We start from the raw sequence: 19187 nt of genomic DNA on the forward strand, positions 1-19187 counted from the left end.
AAGATTTTGGGGATAGTTAGGATTCTAAAATAGGAAATCCTTCATGAGAGCTAAATTAAAAATAATTTTTGATTCTAGCAACTGAAAATCAGTATATTATAAAAATAAAATTGATGAAGTAAGTTTTTTTAAAATCAACCTCATTTAAAATTACTTAAATGAGGTTGATTTTAGATCTTAATTAATTTCCTGCGAATAAAATAACTTGGCTCGGTTCAAATTTATTGGTTTGTCCAAAGGGATTTCCAAGAAATAGTCTAATTGCCATTTTTGAGTTTTCTGTGCCTGTTTGTTGGTTGTTGTATCCCAAGGGGGATACACCCGAATAGCGCGTTTCCCTTCTTTCAAATCAGTGGTAAGGATTCCTTGTTGGATAAACACGGATTTAGGAAATACAAACTGACCAAAATGATCCCCACTTCGAGTATTGATAATAAATAAATCGATGTCATCTGAAAGGTCAAAAGGCTGAATAGGTCCTTTTCCCATTCTTTTCCATACCGTAACGAATTGACCCACTTTTGTTGGAGTGGTTTTGGCCACACGAAATAGTATTTTTAGTGCATTCAGTTCAAATTGATACGCGCCATAATCCGCACTTTCTTTCTCGATTATAAAGTTTGTAAGTTCCAAACTACAGGGATCAAATACAAATTTTTTGGTTTCTAGAAGAATATTAGGGATTGAAGTTGTGGGCATAAATCTGTTTTTTTAAGCACTGTTCTTTGTTAGTAGCCGTTTTTTATTCTTTATGACTATCCGTAATGCGGACTAAAATCATTTCGAATACAATTTTCGTCGTTTGTACATTTATAAAGCATAAATATTAGCCCACAGATTGTACAGATTATACCGATTTACACGGATTTTTTTACTTGGTGAATCAAACTGTTATTTAAATCTGTGCAAAATCCGTTCAATCCGTGTTATCTGTGTGCCATATTTTATCCTTTGGAACATATTGCGGACTGTCATATTATTCTTTTATTCTTCAAGGTGGATTTTGTCTATTTTTTCCTGCATAATAAATGATTAGTTGATTATTGTCCAAATCTTTTAATCTTGCTTCTCTCCATAGCTATCTCCTATTGGCAGACCTTACTAAAGTCAAATATATACAAATAATATTACAAAACGCCAATTAGGTTTTAACTTGAAATTTGATTTCTTAATGATTTAAATTGAATTTATCGTTTATTAGATACTTTTAGTTATAGTGATTTCTTGTTTACAAAATTGAAATTTATATTGTGATTTGCGTGAGGGATAGCAGTGAAAATCCTCCCGATTTTTGTTCGGGAGATTACTTCACCTAGTAGTTATTTTTATAGGAGTTCAGTGAACTTCGTTTGCAACGGATAGCCCGACCCGCTTTTTCAGCGGGTCACGCCCAAATTTTGAATTTTAGAATCAGGATTAGTATTTGTGTACCACTAATTTTTAAACAAAAAAGGTAGTGTACTTTGCGAAAAACTTTGCGAACTTTGCGGTCAAATAAATGAATATGAAATGAGCATAACGCAAACTCGATGTAAACACTGATAAAGCGATGCGAATTACATATTCCTTTAAAAAACAAATATAAACTACGTATGAAAATAAATCCAAAAAACGGAATTGACAAGCTCATTTTCGGAATGAAACAAAATGATGTAACCGCTATTTACGGCAAACCAGATAGAAACTACAAGGACGAAGATGATAATGTGATTTTTGCCTACAATAAACTTAAAATGCGTTTGACTTTCTATGTGGAGGAAGATTTCAAATTAGGTTATATCGTGGCTTCGAGTCCGGAACTGGAGTTGTTTGGGAATAAAGTGATCAATAGAAAAATCAGTGATGTCAAAAAAGATTTGGCTGCCAAAGGAATAACGAAATTCACTCAGGAAGAGTTTGACACGTTCGAAAACTATTTCAACGAGGAAAACTGGATCATCTTTCAAACGGAATTTGATGAGGTCGTGAAATTCGAGATTGGTGCAATTATCAATCAAAAAGATGAATTCGACTGGAAATTTGGAAAGAAATAATAGTATTGATTTAAGTCTTATAGAACAAAGATGACATGGATGCTACAGAAAAAAATGGATTTTTAAAGATTTTTATAATCAGTGTAAATCCGTTTAATCTGTCTAATCCGTGTGCTGATTTTTTTGCTGCTAGTATCCATTCGGAATAATTTAAAATAATAAACCCGACAATTCATTTTACTGAGAACTGTCGGGTTTTTTTATTGAATACTTTTTGAGAATTAGCGGTCTATCTAATTTAGAACTTACATGAACTTATATTTCTTATGTGTTTTAAAATCTAACCATATAAGGAATTTAAGTTCATTTAAGAGTTGAGTGAAATTTAAAATGGTAACGCATAAAAAACCCGACAGCTTTTGAAGTCTGTCGGGTTTGTTTATTATATGCTTTTGAAATTTACTGTTTTGGAGCCGGTTGTTTCTCAAACATTTCCAATTCGAAAACAAGATTCGTATTGGGAGGAATAACACCACCGGCACCTCTTTGTCCATACGCCAAATTAGCGGGAATGAAAACCACTGCTTTGTCTCCAAAAGTCAATAGGTTCAATGCTTCTAAAAATCCAGGAATCATACCGTCTTTTTTACCTGCCTGAAAAGGGAATGCTTGGTATCCGTTTTGAGCGGCTCTGTTCGCATCGTATTTTCCGTAGTCTTTGCTTACATCTTCATAACTGCTGTCAAATAAGGTTCCATCTTCAAAATAACCGGCATAATGAAAATAGAAAGTCGTTCCGTCAGCAGGTTTTACACCGCTTCCTTTTTGTATTATTTTATATGCTAAACCGGAAGGAGTAGTGGTTGCGGTTGCTTTTGCAGCGGCTAAATAGGCTGTTTTTGCAGTGATAACACTACCGTATTTTTCAAAATACGCTTTTTTCTCTTCGGCTTGAATTGCAGCTTGCTTTTTTTGGTTTTCAGCATCAATTAAAGCTTGTTTCTTCGCGTCTTCGGCTTTATTGCCATAATAGTCTGAGAATACTTTTGGGGCATTAAATTGTTTCGCTAATGCTCCTTTTCTTATGATGGTAATCTTCTTAATGATATCATCTTGAGTAATTAGATTTACAATGCTCATTCCTTCGGTAACATGACCAAAAACGGTGTGTTTCCCATCTAACCAAGGAGTTTCTTTGTGCGTGATAAAAAACTGGCTACCATTAGTAGTTGGACCAGAGTTAGCCATGGAAAGGACACCGCCTTTATTGTGTTTCAAATCGGTAAACTCATCTTTGAACGCATAACCGGGACCACCGGAACCGTTTCCGGAAGGATCACCACCCTGAATCATAAAATCTTTGATAACGCGGTGGAATTTTAAACCGTCGAAAAAAGGTTTTCCTTTTAGTTTTTCATCCGCCACAAAAGTATTTTTTCCTTCGGCAAGCGCTATAAAGTTGGCTACGGTAACCGGTGTTTTTTTGTATTCCAACTGAGCGGTAATATCTCCTTTAGTAGTTGAAATGATTGCAAAAATTCCTTCGATTACTACGGGAGTTTTTACAGCTGGTTTTACAGTTGCTTTCACGCCCGGTTTTGCCAAAGTCGTTGTTGGTTTTTTAGCAGGAATAGTTTTTTTGGTGGTTTGAGCCTGAACATTCAGGATTCCAAAAAACAATAAAAATAGAATTTTAAATTTCATCTTGTAATAATTTAAGGTCTGACTTTTTACTTTTTAATTCGTTATTGAGGCATTGCTTCTAATAATTCAATTTCAAAAATAATATTGGCATTTGGCGGAATTACTCCACCAGCGCCTGCTTGTCCATAGGCCAGTTTTGACGGAATGAAGATCACAGCTTTGTCACCAAGAGATAATTTTTCCAGTCCTTCAATGAAACCAGGAATCATGCCATCTTTTTTTCCGGCTTGAAAAGGAATCGGTTGGTATCCGTTTTGCGCGGCTCTGTTTTCATCGTATTTTCCAAAAGTTTTAGCAGCACTTTCTACACTTGCGTCAAATAGTTCGCCGTCTTCAAGAAAACCGGCGTAATGAATGAAAATATTAGCACCATTAGCGGGTTTTTTACCGCCACTTTTCTGAGTTATTACGTATTGTAATCCAGTAGGTGTTTTTGTTGCTTTAGTTTTTAACGCAGCAAAATAAGCTATTTTTTGATCCCGAACTTCTTTGTATTTGGCGTTGTACACTTTTTTGTTTTCGGCATCAATAGCTGCTTTTTTCTTTTGGTTTTGAGACTCTACCGAGAAATAATCACTGAATGTTTTTACTGCATCAAACTTTTTTGCCGCTTCACCATTTCTAATGATAGTCACTTTATTGATGTAATCATTTTGTTCAATCTTGTTCACTACATCCATTCCTTTTTCTACAACATGACCAAAAATGGTGTGTTTCCCTTCCAGCCAAGGAGTCGCAAGATGGGTGATGAAAAACTGACTGCTGTTAGTTGTTGGTCCGTTGTTGGCCATAGCCAAAACACCACCTTTGTCAAATCTCAAATCGGAAAATTCGTCTTTGAATTTATAACCGGTATCTCCTGATCCTGTTCCTAATGGGTCTCCCGTTTGTATCATGAATTCTTTAATCACTCTGTGAAATTTCAAACCGTCAAAAAAGGGTCTGTTTTTTAGATTTTCATTGGTAACAAATTTATTTTTTCCTTCAGCCAAAGTCACATAGTTGGCTACTGTGATAGGTGCTTTTTCAAAATCTAGTTGTACTATTATTTCTCCTTTATTGGTTTCAATTTTGGCATATAAACCATCAGGAAGATTATTGTGCTCTTCTTTACAAGAATAAAATGAGGCAATTACAAGTAATACGAATAGGATGCTTTTTTTCATACGAAGTTAATATTTGTTTTTTAAAGGTATATGGTATCGCCATTCTTTATTATTGTTTTTGTCCCGAAGCTTCGGGATTGAATCATGGCGATTTCATTTCTAAAATTATTTTTTATTGTGTTATAGTGTCTTTTGATTTGATTTCTGTTGCGACTTCCTGTTTTACCGCCGGCACCGTTGGTTTTATTTCGCTTTCTTTTCTATAGGTGGCTTCCGATTTAAAATCACGAAGTGTTACCGTACAAAGTAGCGGTTGATTTATGCCAATTTTCTTGTTGTCGCCGTGGTAACCATAGCCCATATGTGAGGTGAAAAGAAAATTCACTTTCTCTTTTTTACGCATCAATTTTATACCGTCTCTCAATCCCATCATGATATTTTGTTTGTCAACATAATAAACTTGAGGTCTTAATTCTAATTCGGAATAAATGATATTGCCTTTCAAATCTTTTATTTCATAATCAAAGAAAGCCACGTCTCCTTTTTTTGGTGTTAAAGTATCCAGCTCATTTTTAACCACATAAGAATACCAATATCCTTTTGATGAAGCAATGAATTTCACTTTAGGATTTTTTTTGATTACTACATCAATTTGTCCTTCCTCACCGGCGATTAATTTTTTATTTCGCTCTATCGATTTCTTCATAAAGCTCCCGGAAGCTTGAGAAATAGGTTTTCGGGCATCTTGATGTTGTTTACAACTTGAAACTAATGCGAACAAAAAGAGTACAATTGCGATTAACTTACTGTTTTTCATGTATTAGATGGTTAGTTTTGTTACTAAATCTTCAAATTTCTTTATTGTTTCGTCCATGGATACTTCTGATTTTCCTCCAGCCGCATTACGATGGCCACCACCATTAAAGTAATCTCTTGCGAATTGATTGACATCGAAATCACCTTGGGAACGGAACGAAATCTTGATAATTTTCTCTTCCTTATTTTCGATGAAAATAGCCGTAAAAAGGATTCCTTTTATGCTCAATCCGTAATTTACAATACCTTCTGTATCTCCTTTGACATAATCAAAAGAGTTTAATTCATCTTGTGTAAGTATTGTGTAAGCTGTTTTATGCTCTGTTAACACTTTCATGTTTTGAAGCGCTCTTCCCAACAATTGTAAACGTCCAAAAGAACTGTTGTCAAATAATAAGGTTGGAATCTCCGTGTTTTCTACTCCTAGATCAATTAATTCAGCAACAATTCTGTGCGTGTCTCCTGTTGTTTTTGGAAAACGAAATGAACCTGAATCCGTTAGAATTCCGGTGTAAATACAAGTTCCGATAGTTTTGTCGATATCTTCTTTTTTTCCAAGAAAACAAATGAAGTTATATAACATTTCACAAGTTGACCCAAATGCAGTATCTGAATAGGTAAATGTAGCATAATCATCCGGTTTTTGATGATGATCAATCATGATAAATGGAGTTTTTAGCTTGGCTAAAACATTTTCCATTTCACCTGTGCGGTGCAAAGCATTAAAATCTAATGTGAAAATTAGTTCCGCTTCTTCAAGAATTTTGGTACAGTTTTGTTTGTCTTTTTCGTATATTTTTACGGTTTCCGATCCGGGCATCCAAGCTAAAAAATCAGGAAATTCATTCGGAGAAACTACAACAGGATGATGGTTGTTTTTTAATAAAAAATGATATAATCCTAAGGTAGAACCCATAGCATCGCCATCAGGACCTCGGTGTGGAATAATTGCAATTTTTTTTGGAGTTGATAATAACAACTGTATCGCTTGAATGTCTTGTATTTTCATAGTTTGCGAAATTACATTTTTTTAATGTAATGTTGAAATCATTTGTATAATTAACAAACTTTTACAATGTTACAAAAGCCCAATATCTTTTCTTTTAAATTTTTGATACAAACGGTATTTGGAGCCTTTTACAATTTGGGCATGATAAATTCCTACTGAACCTGAAGAAAAATAGGCTGCTAAACAAGCGATGCCAATGAAAATGCCACTTTCTATTCCAAAAAGTTCCATTCCCATAACCGTACATGCAATAGGAGTATGAGTCGCTCCCGAAAAGACAGCTACAAATCCCATTCCTGCCAAAAGTGCAATAGGTAAAGGAACTATAATCGATAAAGCACTTCCTAAAGTAGCACCAACGAAGAATAGCGGTGTTACTTCGCCACCCTTGAATCCTGCACCCAGTGTAAATCCGGTAAATAGTATTTTTAGAAGAAAATCATAGGAAGTATTTGGATTAGAAAATGCATCCACAATCATTGGTACTCCTAAGCCGATGTATTTTGTGGTTCCGATAAAATAAATTGTTACTGCAAGGATAATTCCTCCTATAAAAGGACGAAGTGGGGGAAATGCTATCGTTTTCGAAAATAAAGCGCCCCAAAAATGTGTGCTTCGGGAGAATAACATGGCGGCTAAACCAAATAATATGCTCGCAAGAATTACCCAAAATAAGTTGGTGAAACTCATTTCGGGAAGAATTGGAATGTTATAACGGGTGTGTTTTACTTGCCAGAATTCAACGGTGAAATAAGCAATATACCCCGTTAAAAAGGATAATGGAATGCTTTTATAACTGATTTTACTGAAATATAAAACTTCCAAAGCAAACAAAGCTCCCGCTAAAGGTGTCCCAAAAACTGAAGCAAAACCGGCACAGATTCCCAGAATGATTAATGTCTTTCTGTCGGAATTATCAAGTTTGAAGATTCCTGTAAATTGGTCGGAAATGGCGCCTCCCATTTGCACTGCCGTGCCTTCGCGACCCGCCGAGCCTCCAAAAAGATGCGTGATTAACGTGCCAATAAGTACCAAAGGCGCCATTTTTAACGGAATGATTTTCTGGGGATTTTCGTATTCTTCCAGTAATAAGTTATTGCCTTTTACAACAGTTTTTCCCAAATAATGGTAACACAACCCTATGATGAGACCGCCTATTGGCAAGAGCCAAATAATCCAGTTGTTGTGTTCTCTATAGTGTGTAACCCATTCTAGCGCCACTAAAAAAAATGCGGAAGCTGATCCGGAAATAATGCCTGTCAAAGCACAAATGAAAATCCATTTGAGTGTGACAAGCATTATTTTTTTAGCGTTTTCTAAATTCATTATTGAACTGTCGGAGTTTTTTTTGCTAAAGTATTACAATCCTTCCTGAATTAATGGTTTTTCAGGAGCAATGGCTGTAAATTCGATTTCAACCAAATATTCGGGAGCGACCAATTGGTTAATTCCGTAAAAACCAGTTGTTGGTTTTATGTCTTTAAAAAATTTGGCATGAGCTGTGGCAACAGCTTCAAATGTAGATATGTCAGTAGTAAATATGCGGGTGCGAATGACATCTTTCATGCTTATATTCAGGTCTTCAAGAACTTTTTCTACTCTTTCTAAAATATTCAGTGTTTGAGCATGTGCATCGTCAGCTTTTACTTTTTCGCCATCTACTATAGCCACTGTTCCTGATACTTCAATGATATTCCCAATACGTACCGCACGACAATATCCCATTTTGTCTTCCCATGGCGAGCCTGTCAATATGTTTTCTCTTTTCATTTTGCTTTTTTTATTTATTTGATTTTTAAAGTTTTAATGTGCAGATTTATTTTTGGTATGTTTTTTGCAATTTATAAAAAATAGTGAAATAAAAAATACTGATTTTTAATAAAAAAGTTCAATTTTCATAAATCAATTTTAGAAAATCGTATGCTCTAAAATGTAATAAAATCGGAAATTGAATGTTATAAAAAGAAAGTAAAATTACACCATTTTGTGATTAGTTATTATTGGTTTTTTTTATTTTTAAAATTTTACAAGCACTGATACGTTAATATCTAAAAGTTATGAAAAAAATTCTATTTTTAATTGTTGTCTTTGGGATGTCTCTAAGCGGATATGCCCAGAATGAATTTAGCTCAAAATTTAAAGCAATACCACCTAAAAATACAAGTCCAAAAATTAAAAAAGCAATTCCGCCGAAGGCAGATTTACCAAAAATTACTGCTCCAAAAGTGATAAAAAAACAAGATATCCCCCTTGATGTGCCAAAAATCAATTTTGTGAATCCTGAGAAAATTACTAAAAAAGCAGAAAATTTAGAGGTTGTTAATTATAAAAGAAATCAAAATTTAGGAAATTTCAAAACGGGTTCTCTTACTGCTAAAGTAAGATATCGTGATGCCGCTTATGTTGATGGGGATAAGATTAGAGTATATTTAAATGATAAGGTAATAGAATACGAGGTCGTTTTGGATGGAGATTTTAAAGGTTTCCAGATAAAATTAGAAAAAGGGATTAATAAGATTGATTTTGAGGCGTTGAACGAAGGTTTTGCGCCCCCTAATACAGCAGAATTTGAAGTGTACGATGATAAAGGAAGCATTATTTCTTCTAGCCAATGGAATCTTGGGATAGATTTTAAAGCAACCTTAATTTTAATGAAAGAATAGGAATGTTCTTTTTTCAATTCTAAATAAATAAAATTAATTTATAACCCGTTGGGAGCAATTATTCAAAACGTCAGTTCGAGTGTTTTTTGTGGAGTAAAACGGAACAAAAAATGTATCGAGAACTATTTTTAATAATAATTTTCTAGTTCTCGATATAATTTTCTGTTGAAAATCACTCGAACTGACGAAAATTATCATCAAAAACTAATTACACCAAACGGGTAATTTTATATTATTTTTGTTGTTTACACTATGTTTTTATTTTAAATTTTTAATAAATATTGATTTATCAATATTCACCTTGATATGAAACAGATTCTTTTTTTTATAATAATTAGTATTGGTATTTCTTCAAAAAGCTATAGTCAGATTGAATTTAGTAAAAAGTTTAAGGCAATTCCCCCTATAAATAAAAGTCCGAAGTTTAAAAAAGTAGTTCCACCTGAAACTGATATACCACCAACTTATACTCCAAATGTTTTTAAAAGCCCTGAAATAAAAACCCCTGGCTCAGTATTAAAAATTGGAGAAGCAAGCACTATTAACATGACTCCAAAAAATGATTTTGCTAATCCAGGAGATGTTTATATGGATAAAATGGAAAAGGATTTAGGGAAAACATTAGTTAGAGAAGGTTTAAAAGAAGATTCAAGACTTTTGGTTAAAATTGATGTTAATTTTGGTGAGATTAGAACGAAATCTGAATTTTTTGTAATTAAATATCGTGATTTTGGACAGATTGATGGCGATTTAGCAAAAGCGACTATGAATGAAAGTATAGTCCAAGAAAGATTATTAATGAAAGAAAATTATCAGCAATTTAAAATATTTCTGAAAGAAGGAATAAATACATTCGAGATAGAAGCTTTAAATAGAGGCGCGTTAGGCGGAAATACAGCTGAATTTCAAATTTATGATGACAAAGGAAAACTTATTAAGTCTGATTATTGGGAAAACTGGGATGCGGGAGTAAAAGGGAAGTTTGTAATTATTAGAGAATAAAGAGTAATTGAAAACTGCTGATTTGTTAAAACGGATCAGCAGTAACTTGAAATTTCATGCTCGCTTTTATTGTTACGTTTTGAGTAATTGTTTCTTTAGTTACGACTTTTGCTCTTAATTTGAAACTTGAAGCCTTAATATATTTATCTAATTTTTCTGGAGTACAAGTTAGATTTATAGTATTTGAAGTTGAATTAATATCATCTAAAAAAGCTAGTTCTATCTCGTCACTGCCGTCACTTGCAGAAATATACATATGTATTGATTTCAAAAATGAAAATGATTTATCAGTTGGATCTGTTATAGTCAATTTCATCTCTTTCAGTCTTACATCCTTAACTAATTCCGCTTTTGTTTTGTTATTTTCAAATACGGTACTGGAATTAGAAGGGATTTCTCTACTTAATTCAAAAGGTATATTGACAGGAAATCCAGCTGGAATGGTAACGGACGTTTCGTTGTCTACTGAAAAGGTAAATAAATTATCAATCACACTGCATGAAAGGGCTAGAAGTCCAAAAATTGCAACGGTTAAGTATTTTTTTGTTTTCATTTTTTTTGTTTTTAGTAGATTATCAGAGATACAAAAGTAAGCTTTTATTTTTCTAAAGTTGATTTATAGGAAATAAACAATTCTGAACTAGTGATAGTTGGCTTTTTAGTGAAGCAGCCGCATTATTTAAACAGAGAAAAATTAAATAAATATTTTTTAAAATTCAATTTTTCAATTCAAAATATAAAAAGTATTTTTGCGCATGCAACACAACGTACTTATTTTAGATTTCGGATCGCAATACACACAGCTTATTGCGCGTAGAGTTCGCGAATTAAATATATTCTGCGAAATCTTCCCTTACAATCATTTTCCGAGTGATTTATCATCTTATAAAGCAGTAATTCTTGGAGGAAGCCCTTTTTCTGTTAGAGGAGAAGATGCGCCACATCCTGATTTATCTCAAATTAGAGGAAAACTTCCAATGTTAGCCGTTTGTTACGGCGCGCAATATTTATCCCATTTTAGTGGTGGTGAAGTTGCTGCTTCAAATACCAGAGAATATGGTAGAGCCAATTTGTCTTTTATAAAAGAGAATGAAGTTTTCTTTGAAGGTGTTTCAGAGAATAGCCAAGTTTGGATGAGTCATAGTGATAGTATTAAGGCTTTGCCAACTGATGGAGTGAAAATTGCAAGTACACATGATGTGGAATTTGCAGCTTATAGAATTGAAGGGGAGACTACTTACGCCATTCAATACCATCCTGAAGTTTTCCATTCTACAGATGGGAAGCAGATGCTGGAAAACTTTCTAGTGAAAATTGCTGAAGTTCCTCAAAATTTTACACCAAATGCTTTCGTAGCTGATATGGTTGCGGAGTTAAAAGAAAAATTAAAGGACGATAAAGTGGTCCTTGGCCTTTCAGGTGGAGTAGATTCTACCGTAGCGGCAGTTTTATTGAATCAAGCTATTGGAAAAAATCTATACTGTATTTTTGTAAATAATGGTTTGCTTCGTAAAAACGAATTCCAAAATGTATTGGATCAATACAAAGGAATGGGTTTAAACGTGAAAGGAGTAGATTCAGGAGATCGTTTCTTATCTGAATTAGCAGGTGTCAGTGACCCGGAAACCAAACGTAAAATTATCGGACGTGTATTTATTGAAGTTTTTGATGATGAATCACACCTTATAGAAGATGTAAAATGGTTGGCGCAAGGAACAATATATCCTGACGTTATTGAATCAGTTTCAGTAAAAGGACCTTCGGCTACTATTAAATCACATCATAATGTAGGAGGTTTGCCTGATTACATGAAATTAAAAATTGTGGAGCCGCTTCGTATGCTTTTCAAAGATGAAGTACGTAGAGTAGGAGCTTCATTAGGAATTGATCCAGAATTATTAGGAAGACATCCTTTCCCAGGACCAGGATTGTCAATTAGAATTTTAGGAGATATCACGCCAGAGAAAGTTAGAATTTTACAAGAAGTAGATGCTGTTTTTATAGACGGATTGAAATCTTGGGGATTATACGATAAAGTTTGGCAAGCCGGAGCTATTTTACTTCCGGTAAATAGTGTAGGTGTAATGGGTGATGAGCGTACTTATGAAAAAGTAATAGCGCTTCGTGCTGTTGAATCTACCGATGGTATGACAGCGGATTGGGTACATTTACCTTATGACTTCTTAATGAAAGTATCTAATGATATTATTAATAAAGTAAAAGGAGTAAATAGAGTGGTTTATGATATTAGTTCAAAACCGCCTGCAACTATTGAGTGGGAATAAAATTAAATTTTTGTTAATCCCTTCTCGGAATATCATTATTTTTAATGTTCTTTATATAAACGGTATCAGATTTTTGGAATAAAATTTGATACCGTTACTTTATTAATGATTTGAATAATTTTATAAATAAAAATGATGAAATATTTTTTTGCGATTTGTATGACTGCTTTGTTGTTTAATTATAGTGTTTTTTCACAAGAAAAAACCACAACACATAAAGTTCAGAAAGGAGAAACCATAAATCAAATTGCACAAAAGTACAATATTACGCCGTTTGATATCTATCAATTAAACCCGGATGCACAAAGTGGATTAAAGCCTAATAGTGTTTTGCTGATTCCAAAAGGTAGCGGTAAACCAATGACAGTGCTTCAAGCCAAGCCAAGCGCAAAGACTGTAACCCATGAAGTGATGCCTAAAGAAACACTTTATGGTATCGAAAAAAAATATGGCGTTTCTGACGAAGCGTTAAAACAAGCCAATCCTTTTCTTGAAAAAGAGGGGTTGCAAATAGGCCAAACCCTAGTTATTCCCTCTAATAAAGTTCAGAAAAATAATACTACGACACTAGAAAAAGTAGTCTATCATTATGTGCTTCCAAAAGAAACAAAATATTCGATCTCTAAACAATATGGAATTACCATTGAAGAATTAGAGCGTAAGAATCCCGAAGTTATTTCTAATTTACCTGAAGGATATAAATTATTGATCAAAGGTATTGCACCCAAATCGGATAAAATTGCTGTTGTGGTTGAATCCAAAAAAGAAATTGGAAAACCCAATCCTGTAAAGACTGATACAGCAGTTAATTATCTAAATTATGAAGTGAAGCCAAAAGAAACTCTTTATAGTTTATCAAAAATGGCAGGTATGACTCAAGAAGAGTTAATCACTTTGAATCCCGCTTTATCTGAAGGTGTTGTAGAAGGAATGATTTTGAAGGTTCCTGCAACGATTACTATTCCGCAAGAAACTAAAAAAGAATACGCCATTTTGTCCAAGAAAATGGGTAGTAACACCAGAAAAAAACTTGTGTTGTTTTTGCCTTTTAATATGGCGAAAATAGAGGGTGATACCGTTAATTCAACTGCAATGCGCTTGAAAAAAGACAAGTTTTTGAACATGACTTTGGATTTTTATTCGGGAGCTTTGATGGCTATCGATTCTGCAAAACAAATGGGACTTTCTTTCGATGTGAAGATATTTGATTCTCAGGAAACCAAAAATACTTCTAATGTTGCGTCTTTAATTAAAGAAAATAATCTAGAAGATTCTGATGCTATAATTGGGCCATTCTATCAAAATAATGTTGAGAAAACAGCTGAATTATTGAATGTGAAGCAAGTTCCTGTAATTTCACCTTTATCAAAAGATTTGGGTAATTCTTACAGTAATTTGTTCCAAACTATCCCAACTGCCGCTGCGGTTAAAAATGCTGTGTTTGACTATATGAGAGCAAAAGGCGGAAATATTATAGCTGTTGTGGATAAGAAAAAAGAATCTGTTATACAGTACATTAAGGAAAATCATAAAGATATAAAATTTTCAACACTTACTGCAAGCGGTGGCGTATCCGCTGAAAATTTAAAAAGTTTATTTGTAAAAGATAAAATAAACTATGTGGTAATGGAAACTGGTAACACAGGAATGATAAAATCAACAATGGCCGCTATGTTGAGTGCTATGGCCGCTTACAAGGTACAGCTGGTTATTTTAGAGCCTAATGAAACACTGGATACCGATGAAATTAATTTTGTGAATTTAACAAAATTGAAATTGATGTATCCTTCTGTTACCCGTGAAAATGAATCTCTGGAAGCTTTAATTTTCGAAAAAGAGTATAGAAAGAAAAATAAAATTTTTCCTAGCGCTTTTGCAACCCGTGGTTTTGATATTACATTTGACACTATGATGCGATTGTCACAAGATAAAACGTATCAGGAAACTGCCGATGCGATGGCGACAGAGCAAGTAGATAATAAATTTGAATACTATAAAAAAGAAGACGGTGGCTATACCAATAAAGGCGTACATATTTTATACTACGACACCGATTTAACCATAAAAGAAGCCAACTAATGACATCAAAGGTAACCTACTTAGGCGATTTAAGAACAGTATCGATACACTTACAATCTGGGACTGAAATAATATCGGATGCTCCAGTAGATAATAACGGAAAAGGAGAGGCTTTCTCTCCAACCGATACTGTTGCTAATGCTTTGGCAAGTTGTATGATGACAATTATGGGAATAAAAGCACGTGATGTGAATGTAGATTTGAAAGATTCTACTGCATCAGTTACAAAAATTATGAATGCCGAGCCAAGACGAATAGGAATAATAGAAATTACTTTTGAGATGGTAGGAACAACCGATCAAAAGAATAAAACTATCCTTGAAAGAGCCGCCATGACCTGTCCTGTTTTCTTAAGTTTAAATACCGAAATAGAGAAACGAATTACTTTCAACTGGAAATAAATTAGGATAAAGAATAAAGAGAAGCAAGAATATTGAATAAATCTTACTTCTCTTCTCTTTATTCTTTTTTCTTCAAAAAAAATGGAACAAAACCAAAAACAACTCATCAAACTCGCCCACACCAAAATGCCTTTTGGCAAATATGAAGGTAAATATCTCATCGATTTACCCGAATATTATGTGGTTTGGTACAGTAATAAAGGATTTCCAAAAGGAGAATTAGGGCAACAACTCCAACTTATTTATGAGTTAAAATTGAATGGATTAGAGGAATTGATACGAAATATCAAAAAGCGATATCCAAAACCGCTGTAATTTGTTAATTCAATAATGTTCTGATTTAAAAAACCGAGCGTTGGGCAATTCTCAAATTTCCAAATTATCTCATTTTCAAATTAGCATTTTCTCAATTTATAATTGTATTTTTGCCACGTTTTTTACACAACTACATTACAAACAAACAACAGAATGAATCAAACGAAATATATTTTTGTTACTGGCGGTGTGACTTCTTCTTTAGGAAAAGGAATTATAGCGGCATCTTTGGCAAAATTATTACAAGCACGAGGGTACAGGACTACTATTCAGAAATTTGATCCCTATATCAATGTAGATCCTGGTACTTTAAATCCATACGAACACGGAGAATGTTATGTTACCGATGATGGGGCAGAAACGGATTTGGATTTAGGGCATTACGAACGTTTTCTGAATGTTCCTACCTCTCAAGCCAATAATGTTACCACAGGTAGAATTTATCTTTCGGTTATTGAAAAAGAAAGAAGAGGGGAGTTTTTAGGAAAAACAGTACAAGTTGTTCCTCATATCACCAATGAAATTAAGGAGAGAATGCAATTGCTTGGTAAATCAGGCGATTATGATATTGTTATTACCGAAATCGGTGGAACAGTAGGAGATATTGAATCCTTACCTTATATCGAATCTGTCCGTCAATTAGTTTGGGAATTAGGAGAACATAACGGTTTAGTAATTCATCTTACTTTAGTTCCTTATTTGGCTGCTGCAGGGGAATTGAAAACAAAACCAACGCAACATTCGGTAAAAACTTTAATGGAAAGCGGTATAAAAGCTGATATTTTAGTTTGTAGGACAGAACACGAAATTTCAGATGAAATACGTAATAAATTGGCTTTGTTTTGTAATGTAAAAAGAGAGGCGGTTATCCAATCTATCGATGCTTCAACCATTTATGAAGTGCCAAATTTAATGTTGGAAGAAGGACTCGATATTGTAGCATTAAAGAAATTAGATTTGCCTAAAAAAGCCGCTCCGGATTTAAAAAACTGGAATACGTTCTTGCGTAGATTAAAACATCCTAAGCATGTCGTAAATATTGGCTTGATCGGGAAATATGTAGAAATGCAAGATTGTTACAAATCTATTTTGGAAGCTTTTATTCATGCAGGTGCTGCCAATGAAACCAAAGTAAATGTAATTTCTATTCATTCAGAACACATTGACGCAACAAACATAAATGAGAAATTAGCCGGTTTAGACGGAATTCTTGTTGCTCCTGGTTTTGGAGAAAGAGGAATTGAAGGGAAAATCGAAGCAGTTCGTTATGCCCGTGAAAATAAAGTGCCATTTTTCGGAATTTGTTTGGGTATGCAAATGGCAATTATTGAATACGCAAGAAATATTGTGGGTTATCCCGATGCTAATTCTACCGAAATGAATGAGCAAACTTCACATCCTGTTGTCAATTTGATGGAAGAGCAAAAAACCATTACCGATAAAGGAGGAACAATGCGTCTTGGAGCTTGGAAATGTGATGTAAAACAAGATTCATTGGCGTATAAAATCTACGGAAAAGAAACTATTTCTGAGCGTCATCGTCATCGTTATGAGTACAATAGTAATTATGTAGCGCAATTACAAAATGCAGGTTTAATCGCTTCTGGAGTAAATCCAGATACAGGTTTGGTTGAAATCATTGAATTAGAAAACCATCCGTTTTTTATTGGAGTTCAATACCATCCTGAATACAAAAGTACGGTGGCAAATCCACATCCTATTTTTGTGAATTTTGTTGCAGCGGCTGTTCAGGCAAAGAAAAAATAGTGTTCCGTTTATAGAATCAGTGTTAAGGCACGGTATTCATTAAACTTTATACTTTAAACAATAAACTTTTTTAAATAAAATAATGGAAGAGAAAAAATTTGACCTTAATTCGATTATAGGTTTTGTATTGATTTTTGGTATTTTGATTTGGATCATGTATCAAAATCAGCCTGATGAGGCAGCCATTGCAGCTGAGAAAACCAAAAAAGAGCTGGTAATCAAGGAGGCCAAAGCCAAAGAATTGGAAGCTAAAACCGTGGCTATAGCTACAGTTGCTGTTGCAGCAACCGGAGATTCCACACAACTGGCCCAATTGCAAAAAACGTTGGGAAATTTCGCTTATTCAGCGACACTTCCTTCTGCGAAAGCTGGTTTTACAACTATCGAAAATGAATTGGTTAAATTGAAAATTGCCAATAAAGGAGGATTTATTGTAGAGGCTACTTTGAAACAATTTGAAAAATTCAAAAAAGGCTCAGGAGAATTGGTTGAATTGATAAAAGACAATAATGCCGATTTGAATGTGCAATTGCTTACCAGTGATAATCGTACTTTAAATTCTAAAGATTTGTATTTTGAACCTACTTTGACAAAAGTTGGAGCGGATCAAGTTTTGTCTATGCGTTTGAAAGCGGGAGCAAATGAATTTTTGGAATACAAATACATATTGAAACCAAACGATTATATGATTGGTTTTGACATTCGTTCTCAAGGATTGAATAAAGTCTTGAATACTTCTAAGCCATTGGATTTAGAATGGAATTTGAAAACCTACAGAAATGAGAAAAGTGTAGCTTACGAAAACCGTTACACCGAAATTTATTTCGAACACGAAGAAGGAAAGATTGATTATGCAGGACTAGGTCAATCAGAAGAATCAGATCTTGAAAAAGCAACTTTTGTAGCTTTCAAGCAGCACTTTTTCTCTACAATTCTTTTGACAAAAACGCCTTTTGAAACGGCTAAATTGAAATCTGCAAATTTGGTTCATGATGATAAAGTAGATACCACTTTTACCAAGCAATTTAAAGCTAATATTCCATTGGCATTCAGTAACGGAGAAGTGGATTATAAAATGAGTTGGTATTTTGGGCCAACAGACTATAAGACATTAAAATCATACGATAAGAATCTTGAAAAAATTATCTCACTTGGATGGGGTATTTTTGGATGGATCAATAAATTTATCTTTATTCCATTATTCGGATTTTTAAGTTCTTATATCGCATACGGGATTGCGATAATTATTTTCACTATTCTGATAAAATTAGCAATGTCGCCTATTACGTTCAAATCATTCTTGTCACAAGCCAAGATGAAAGTATTGCGACCTGAAATTACAGAATTGGGAGAAAAATTCAAAAAAGACCCAATGAAGAAGCAGCAGGAAACGATGAAATTGTACAATAAAGCGGGTGTGAATCCTATGGCGGGATGTATTCCAGCCTTGATTCAGCTTCCTTTTATGTATGCTTCGTTTCAGTTTTTCCCATCGGCTTTTGAGTTGAGACAAAAAAGTTTCCTTTGGGCAGATGATTTATCTTCTTTTGATGAAATTATAAGATTGCCTTTCTATATTCCTTTTTACGGAAATCACATCAGTTTGTTTCCAGTGCTTGCCTCGATTGCTATTTTCTTCTATATGAAAATGACTTCTGGTGATCAACAAATGGCTGCTCCACAACAAGAAGGTATGCCGGATATGGCGAAGATGATGAAAATCATGATTTATGTATCGCCAATAATGATGTTGTTTTTCTTCAATAGTTATGGTGCGGGATTGAGTTTGTATAACTTTATTTCGAATCTAATTACCATTGGAATTATGATTGTCATCAAAAGATACTTTATTGATAGCGATAAGATTCATGCTCAAATTCAAGAAAATAAATTGAAAGAGCCAAAAAAACAAGGCAAATTCCAGAAAAAACTTCAAGAAGTTATGGAACAGGCCGAAGCTCAAAAAGCACAACAAAAGAAAAAATAATTCATAAAAAAAATCTCGATACATTTCGAGATTTTTTTATTTAGACATAATTTAAGCGGACCGAATTCGTTACTATAAAA

17 protein-coding genes and 1 pseudogene are annotated in these 19187 nt (G+C 33.9%); 9 read left to right on the forward strand and 9 right to left on the reverse strand.

What is annotated here, in order from left to right; all coding sequences use genetic code 11:
• Nucleotides 1-177: 177 nt before the first annotated feature.
• Nucleotides 178-699: a MepB family protein gene (locus ACNO7W_RS01550; protein ID WP_417936745.1), complete on the reverse strand. Its 522-nt coding sequence runs from the start codon at nucleotides 697-699 to the stop codon at nucleotides 178-180.
• A gap of 292 nt (nucleotides 700-991) precedes the next feature.
• Nucleotides 992-1078: pseudogene (locus ACNO7W_RS01555) on the reverse strand (VOC family protein); the annotation flags it as partial.
• Nucleotides 1079-1592: 514 nt separating this feature from the next.
• Here ACNO7W_RS01555 and ACNO7W_RS01560 point away from each other — a divergent pair.
• Complete coding sequence (locus ACNO7W_RS01560) at nucleotides 1593-2033, forward strand: hypothetical protein (protein WP_039107460.1); 441 nt, start codon at nucleotides 1593-1595, stop codon at nucleotides 2031-2033.
• A gap of 399 nt (nucleotides 2034-2432) precedes the next feature.
• On the opposite strand, the gene ACNO7W_RS01565 is transcribed toward ACNO7W_RS01560, so the two are convergent.
• The 6 genes from ACNO7W_RS01565 to ACNO7W_RS01590 all read right to left on the reverse strand — a co-directional run bounded on the left by ACNO7W_RS01565 (nucleotide 2433) and on the right by ACNO7W_RS01590 (nucleotide 8378).
• Nucleotides 2433-3677, reverse strand: coding sequence for a peptidylprolyl isomerase (locus ACNO7W_RS01565; protein ID WP_143386348.1), 1245 nt, complete (start codon nucleotides 3675-3677; stop codon nucleotides 2433-2435).
• Nucleotides 3678-3718: 41 nt separating this feature from the next.
• Complete coding sequence (locus ACNO7W_RS01570) at nucleotides 3719-4843, reverse strand: peptidylprolyl isomerase (protein WP_143386349.1); 1125 nt, start codon at nucleotides 4841-4843, stop codon at nucleotides 3719-3721.
• Between the two features lie 112 nt (nucleotides 4844-4955).
• Nucleotides 4956-5600 (reverse strand): gliding motility-associated peptidyl-prolyl isomerase GldI, encoded by a 645-nt coding sequence (gene gldI / locus ACNO7W_RS01575; RefSeq protein ID WP_417936746.1) that lies wholly within the window; start codon nucleotides 5598-5600, stop codon nucleotides 4956-4958.
• A 3-nt stretch (nucleotides 5601-5603) separates the two neighbouring features.
• Complete coding sequence (locus ACNO7W_RS01580; RefSeq protein WP_417936747.1) at nucleotides 5604-6608, reverse strand: DHH family phosphoesterase; 1005 nt, start codon at nucleotides 6606-6608, stop codon at nucleotides 5604-5606.
• A 69-nt stretch (nucleotides 6609-6677) separates the two neighbouring features.
• A complete protein-coding gene (locus tag ACNO7W_RS01585) occupies nucleotides 6678-7934 on the reverse strand; it encodes a voltage-gated chloride channel family protein (protein WP_417936748.1) in 1257 nt (418 codons plus the stop codon).
• A 33-nt stretch (nucleotides 7935-7967) separates the two neighbouring features.
• Nucleotides 7968-8378, reverse strand: coding sequence for a RidA family protein (locus ACNO7W_RS01590; RefSeq protein ID WP_143386354.1), 411 nt, complete (start codon nucleotides 8376-8378; stop codon nucleotides 7968-7970).
• A 287-nt stretch (nucleotides 8379-8665) separates the two neighbouring features.
• Between ACNO7W_RS01590 and ACNO7W_RS01595 the strand changes: the two genes are divergently transcribed.
• Nucleotides 8666-9271, forward strand: a complete 606-nt coding sequence (locus ACNO7W_RS01595; RefSeq protein WP_417936749.1) for a hypothetical protein — start codon at nucleotides 8666-8668, stop codon at nucleotides 9269-9271.
• Nucleotides 9272-9577: 306 nt separating this feature from the next.
• A complete protein-coding gene (locus ACNO7W_RS01600; RefSeq protein ID WP_143386357.1) occupies nucleotides 9578-10273 on the forward strand; it encodes a hypothetical protein in 696 nt (231 codons plus the stop codon).
• Between the two features lie 25 nt (nucleotides 10274-10298).
• Here the strand turns inward: ACNO7W_RS01600 and ACNO7W_RS01605 are convergent, their stop codons facing one another.
• Nucleotides 10299-10826: a hypothetical protein gene (locus ACNO7W_RS01605; RefSeq protein ID WP_417936750.1), complete on the reverse strand. Its 528-nt coding sequence runs from the start codon at nucleotides 10824-10826 to the stop codon at nucleotides 10299-10301.
• 202 nt (nucleotides 10827-11028) lie between these two features.
• Here ACNO7W_RS01605 and guaA point away from each other — a divergent pair, with 202 nt between their 5' ends.
• The 6 genes from guaA to yidC all read left to right on the forward strand — a co-directional run bounded on the left by guaA (nucleotide 11029) and on the right by yidC (nucleotide 19107).
• Nucleotides 11029-12558 (forward strand): glutamine-hydrolyzing GMP synthase, encoded by a 1530-nt coding sequence (guaA, locus tag ACNO7W_RS01610; RefSeq protein ID WP_143386360.1) that lies wholly within the window; start codon nucleotides 11029-11031, stop codon nucleotides 12556-12558.
• Between the two features lie 132 nt (nucleotides 12559-12690).
• Nucleotides 12691-14637 carry a PBP1 and LysM peptidoglycan-binding domain-containing protein gene (locus ACNO7W_RS01615; protein ID WP_417936751.1) on the forward strand — a complete coding sequence of 649 codons (1947 nt, stop codon included), beginning with the start codon at nucleotides 12691-12693 and terminating at the stop codon, nucleotides 14635-14637.
• On the forward strand, nucleotides 14637-15038 hold the full coding sequence (locus ACNO7W_RS01620; protein WP_417936752.1) for an OsmC family protein: 402 nt from the start codon (nucleotides 14637-14639) through the stop codon (nucleotides 15036-15038). Before ACNO7W_RS01615 ends, ACNO7W_RS01620 begins: the two co-directional genes overlap by 1 nt.
• A gap of 81 nt (nucleotides 15039-15119) precedes the next feature.
• Nucleotides 15120-15353: a DUF3820 family protein gene (locus tag ACNO7W_RS01625; RefSeq protein WP_143386364.1), complete on the forward strand. Its 234-nt coding sequence runs from the start codon at nucleotides 15120-15122 to the stop codon at nucleotides 15351-15353.
• Between the two features lie 153 nt (nucleotides 15354-15506).
• Nucleotides 15507-17120 (forward strand): CTP synthase, encoded by a 1614-nt coding sequence (locus ACNO7W_RS01630; RefSeq protein ID WP_314895465.1) that lies wholly within the window; start codon nucleotides 15507-15509, stop codon nucleotides 17118-17120.
• 82 nt (nucleotides 17121-17202) lie between these two features.
• On the forward strand, nucleotides 17203-19107 hold the full coding sequence (gene yidC, locus ACNO7W_RS01635) for a membrane protein insertase YidC (RefSeq protein WP_417936753.1): 1905 nt from the start codon (nucleotides 17203-17205) through the stop codon (nucleotides 19105-19107).
• The last annotated feature ends 80 nt before the right edge of the window (nucleotides 19108-19187 follow it).

The organism is Flavobacterium sp. ZB4R12, from assembly GCF_048276375.1.
GTDB classification, from domain to species: Bacteria; Bacteroidota; Bacteroidia; order Flavobacteriales; family Flavobacteriaceae; genus Flavobacterium; species Flavobacterium gawalongense.

What these genes read in the sequence shown, in the direction of transcription:
- ACNO7W_RS01550 (WP_417936745.1), bottom strand. Translation starts at nt 699, where the DNA reads ATGCCCACAACTTCAATCCCTAATATTCTTCTAGAAACCAAAAAATTT.
- ACNO7W_RS01560 (WP_039107460.1), top strand. Translation starts at nt 1,593, where the DNA reads ATGAAAATAAATCCAAAAAACGGAATTGACAAGCTCATTTTCGGAATG.
- ACNO7W_RS01565 (WP_143386348.1), bottom strand. Translation starts at nt 3,677, where the DNA reads ATGAAATTTAAAATTCTATTTTTATTGTTTTTTGGAATCCTGAATGTT.
- ACNO7W_RS01570 (WP_143386349.1), bottom strand. Translation starts at nt 4,843, where the DNA reads ATGAAAAAAAGCATCCTATTCGTATTACTTGTAATTGCCTCATTTTAT.
- gldI (WP_417936746.1), bottom strand. Translation starts at nt 5,600, where the DNA reads ATGAAAAACAGTAAGTTAATCGCAATTGTACTCTTTTTGTTCGCATTA.
- ACNO7W_RS01580 (WP_417936747.1), bottom strand. Translation starts at nt 6,608, where the DNA reads ATGAAAATACAAGACATTCAAGCGATACAGTTGTTATTATCAACTCCA.
- ACNO7W_RS01585 (WP_417936748.1), bottom strand. Translation starts at nt 7,934, where the DNA reads ATGAATTTAGAAAACGCTAAAAAAATAATGCTTGTCACACTCAAATGG.
- ACNO7W_RS01590 (WP_143386354.1), bottom strand. Translation starts at nt 8,378, where the DNA reads ATGAAAAGAGAAAACATATTGACAGGCTCGCCATGGGAAGACAAAATG.
- ACNO7W_RS01595 (WP_417936749.1), top strand. Translation starts at nt 8,666, where the DNA reads ATGAAAAAAATTCTATTTTTAATTGTTGTCTTTGGGATGTCTCTAAGC.
- ACNO7W_RS01600 (WP_143386357.1), top strand. Translation starts at nt 9,578, where the DNA reads ATGAAACAGATTCTTTTTTTTATAATAATTAGTATTGGTATTTCTTCA.
- ACNO7W_RS01605 (WP_417936750.1), bottom strand. Translation starts at nt 10,826, where the DNA reads ATGAAAACAAAAAAATACTTAACCGTTGCAATTTTTGGACTTCTAGCC.
- guaA (WP_143386360.1), top strand. Translation starts at nt 11,029, where the DNA reads ATGCAACACAACGTACTTATTTTAGATTTCGGATCGCAATACACACAG.
- ACNO7W_RS01615 (WP_417936751.1), top strand. Translation starts at nt 12,691, where the DNA reads ATGATGAAATATTTTTTTGCGATTTGTATGACTGCTTTGTTGTTTAAT.
- ACNO7W_RS01620 (WP_417936752.1), top strand. Translation starts at nt 14,637, where the DNA reads ATGACATCAAAGGTAACCTACTTAGGCGATTTAAGAACAGTATCGATA.
- ACNO7W_RS01625 (WP_143386364.1), top strand. Translation starts at nt 15,120, where the DNA reads ATGGAACAAAACCAAAAACAACTCATCAAACTCGCCCACACCAAAATG.
- ACNO7W_RS01630 (WP_314895465.1), top strand. Translation starts at nt 15,507, where the DNA reads ATGAATCAAACGAAATATATTTTTGTTACTGGCGGTGTGACTTCTTCT.
- yidC (WP_417936753.1), top strand. Translation starts at nt 17,203, where the DNA reads ATGGAAGAGAAAAAATTTGACCTTAATTCGATTATAGGTTTTGTATTG.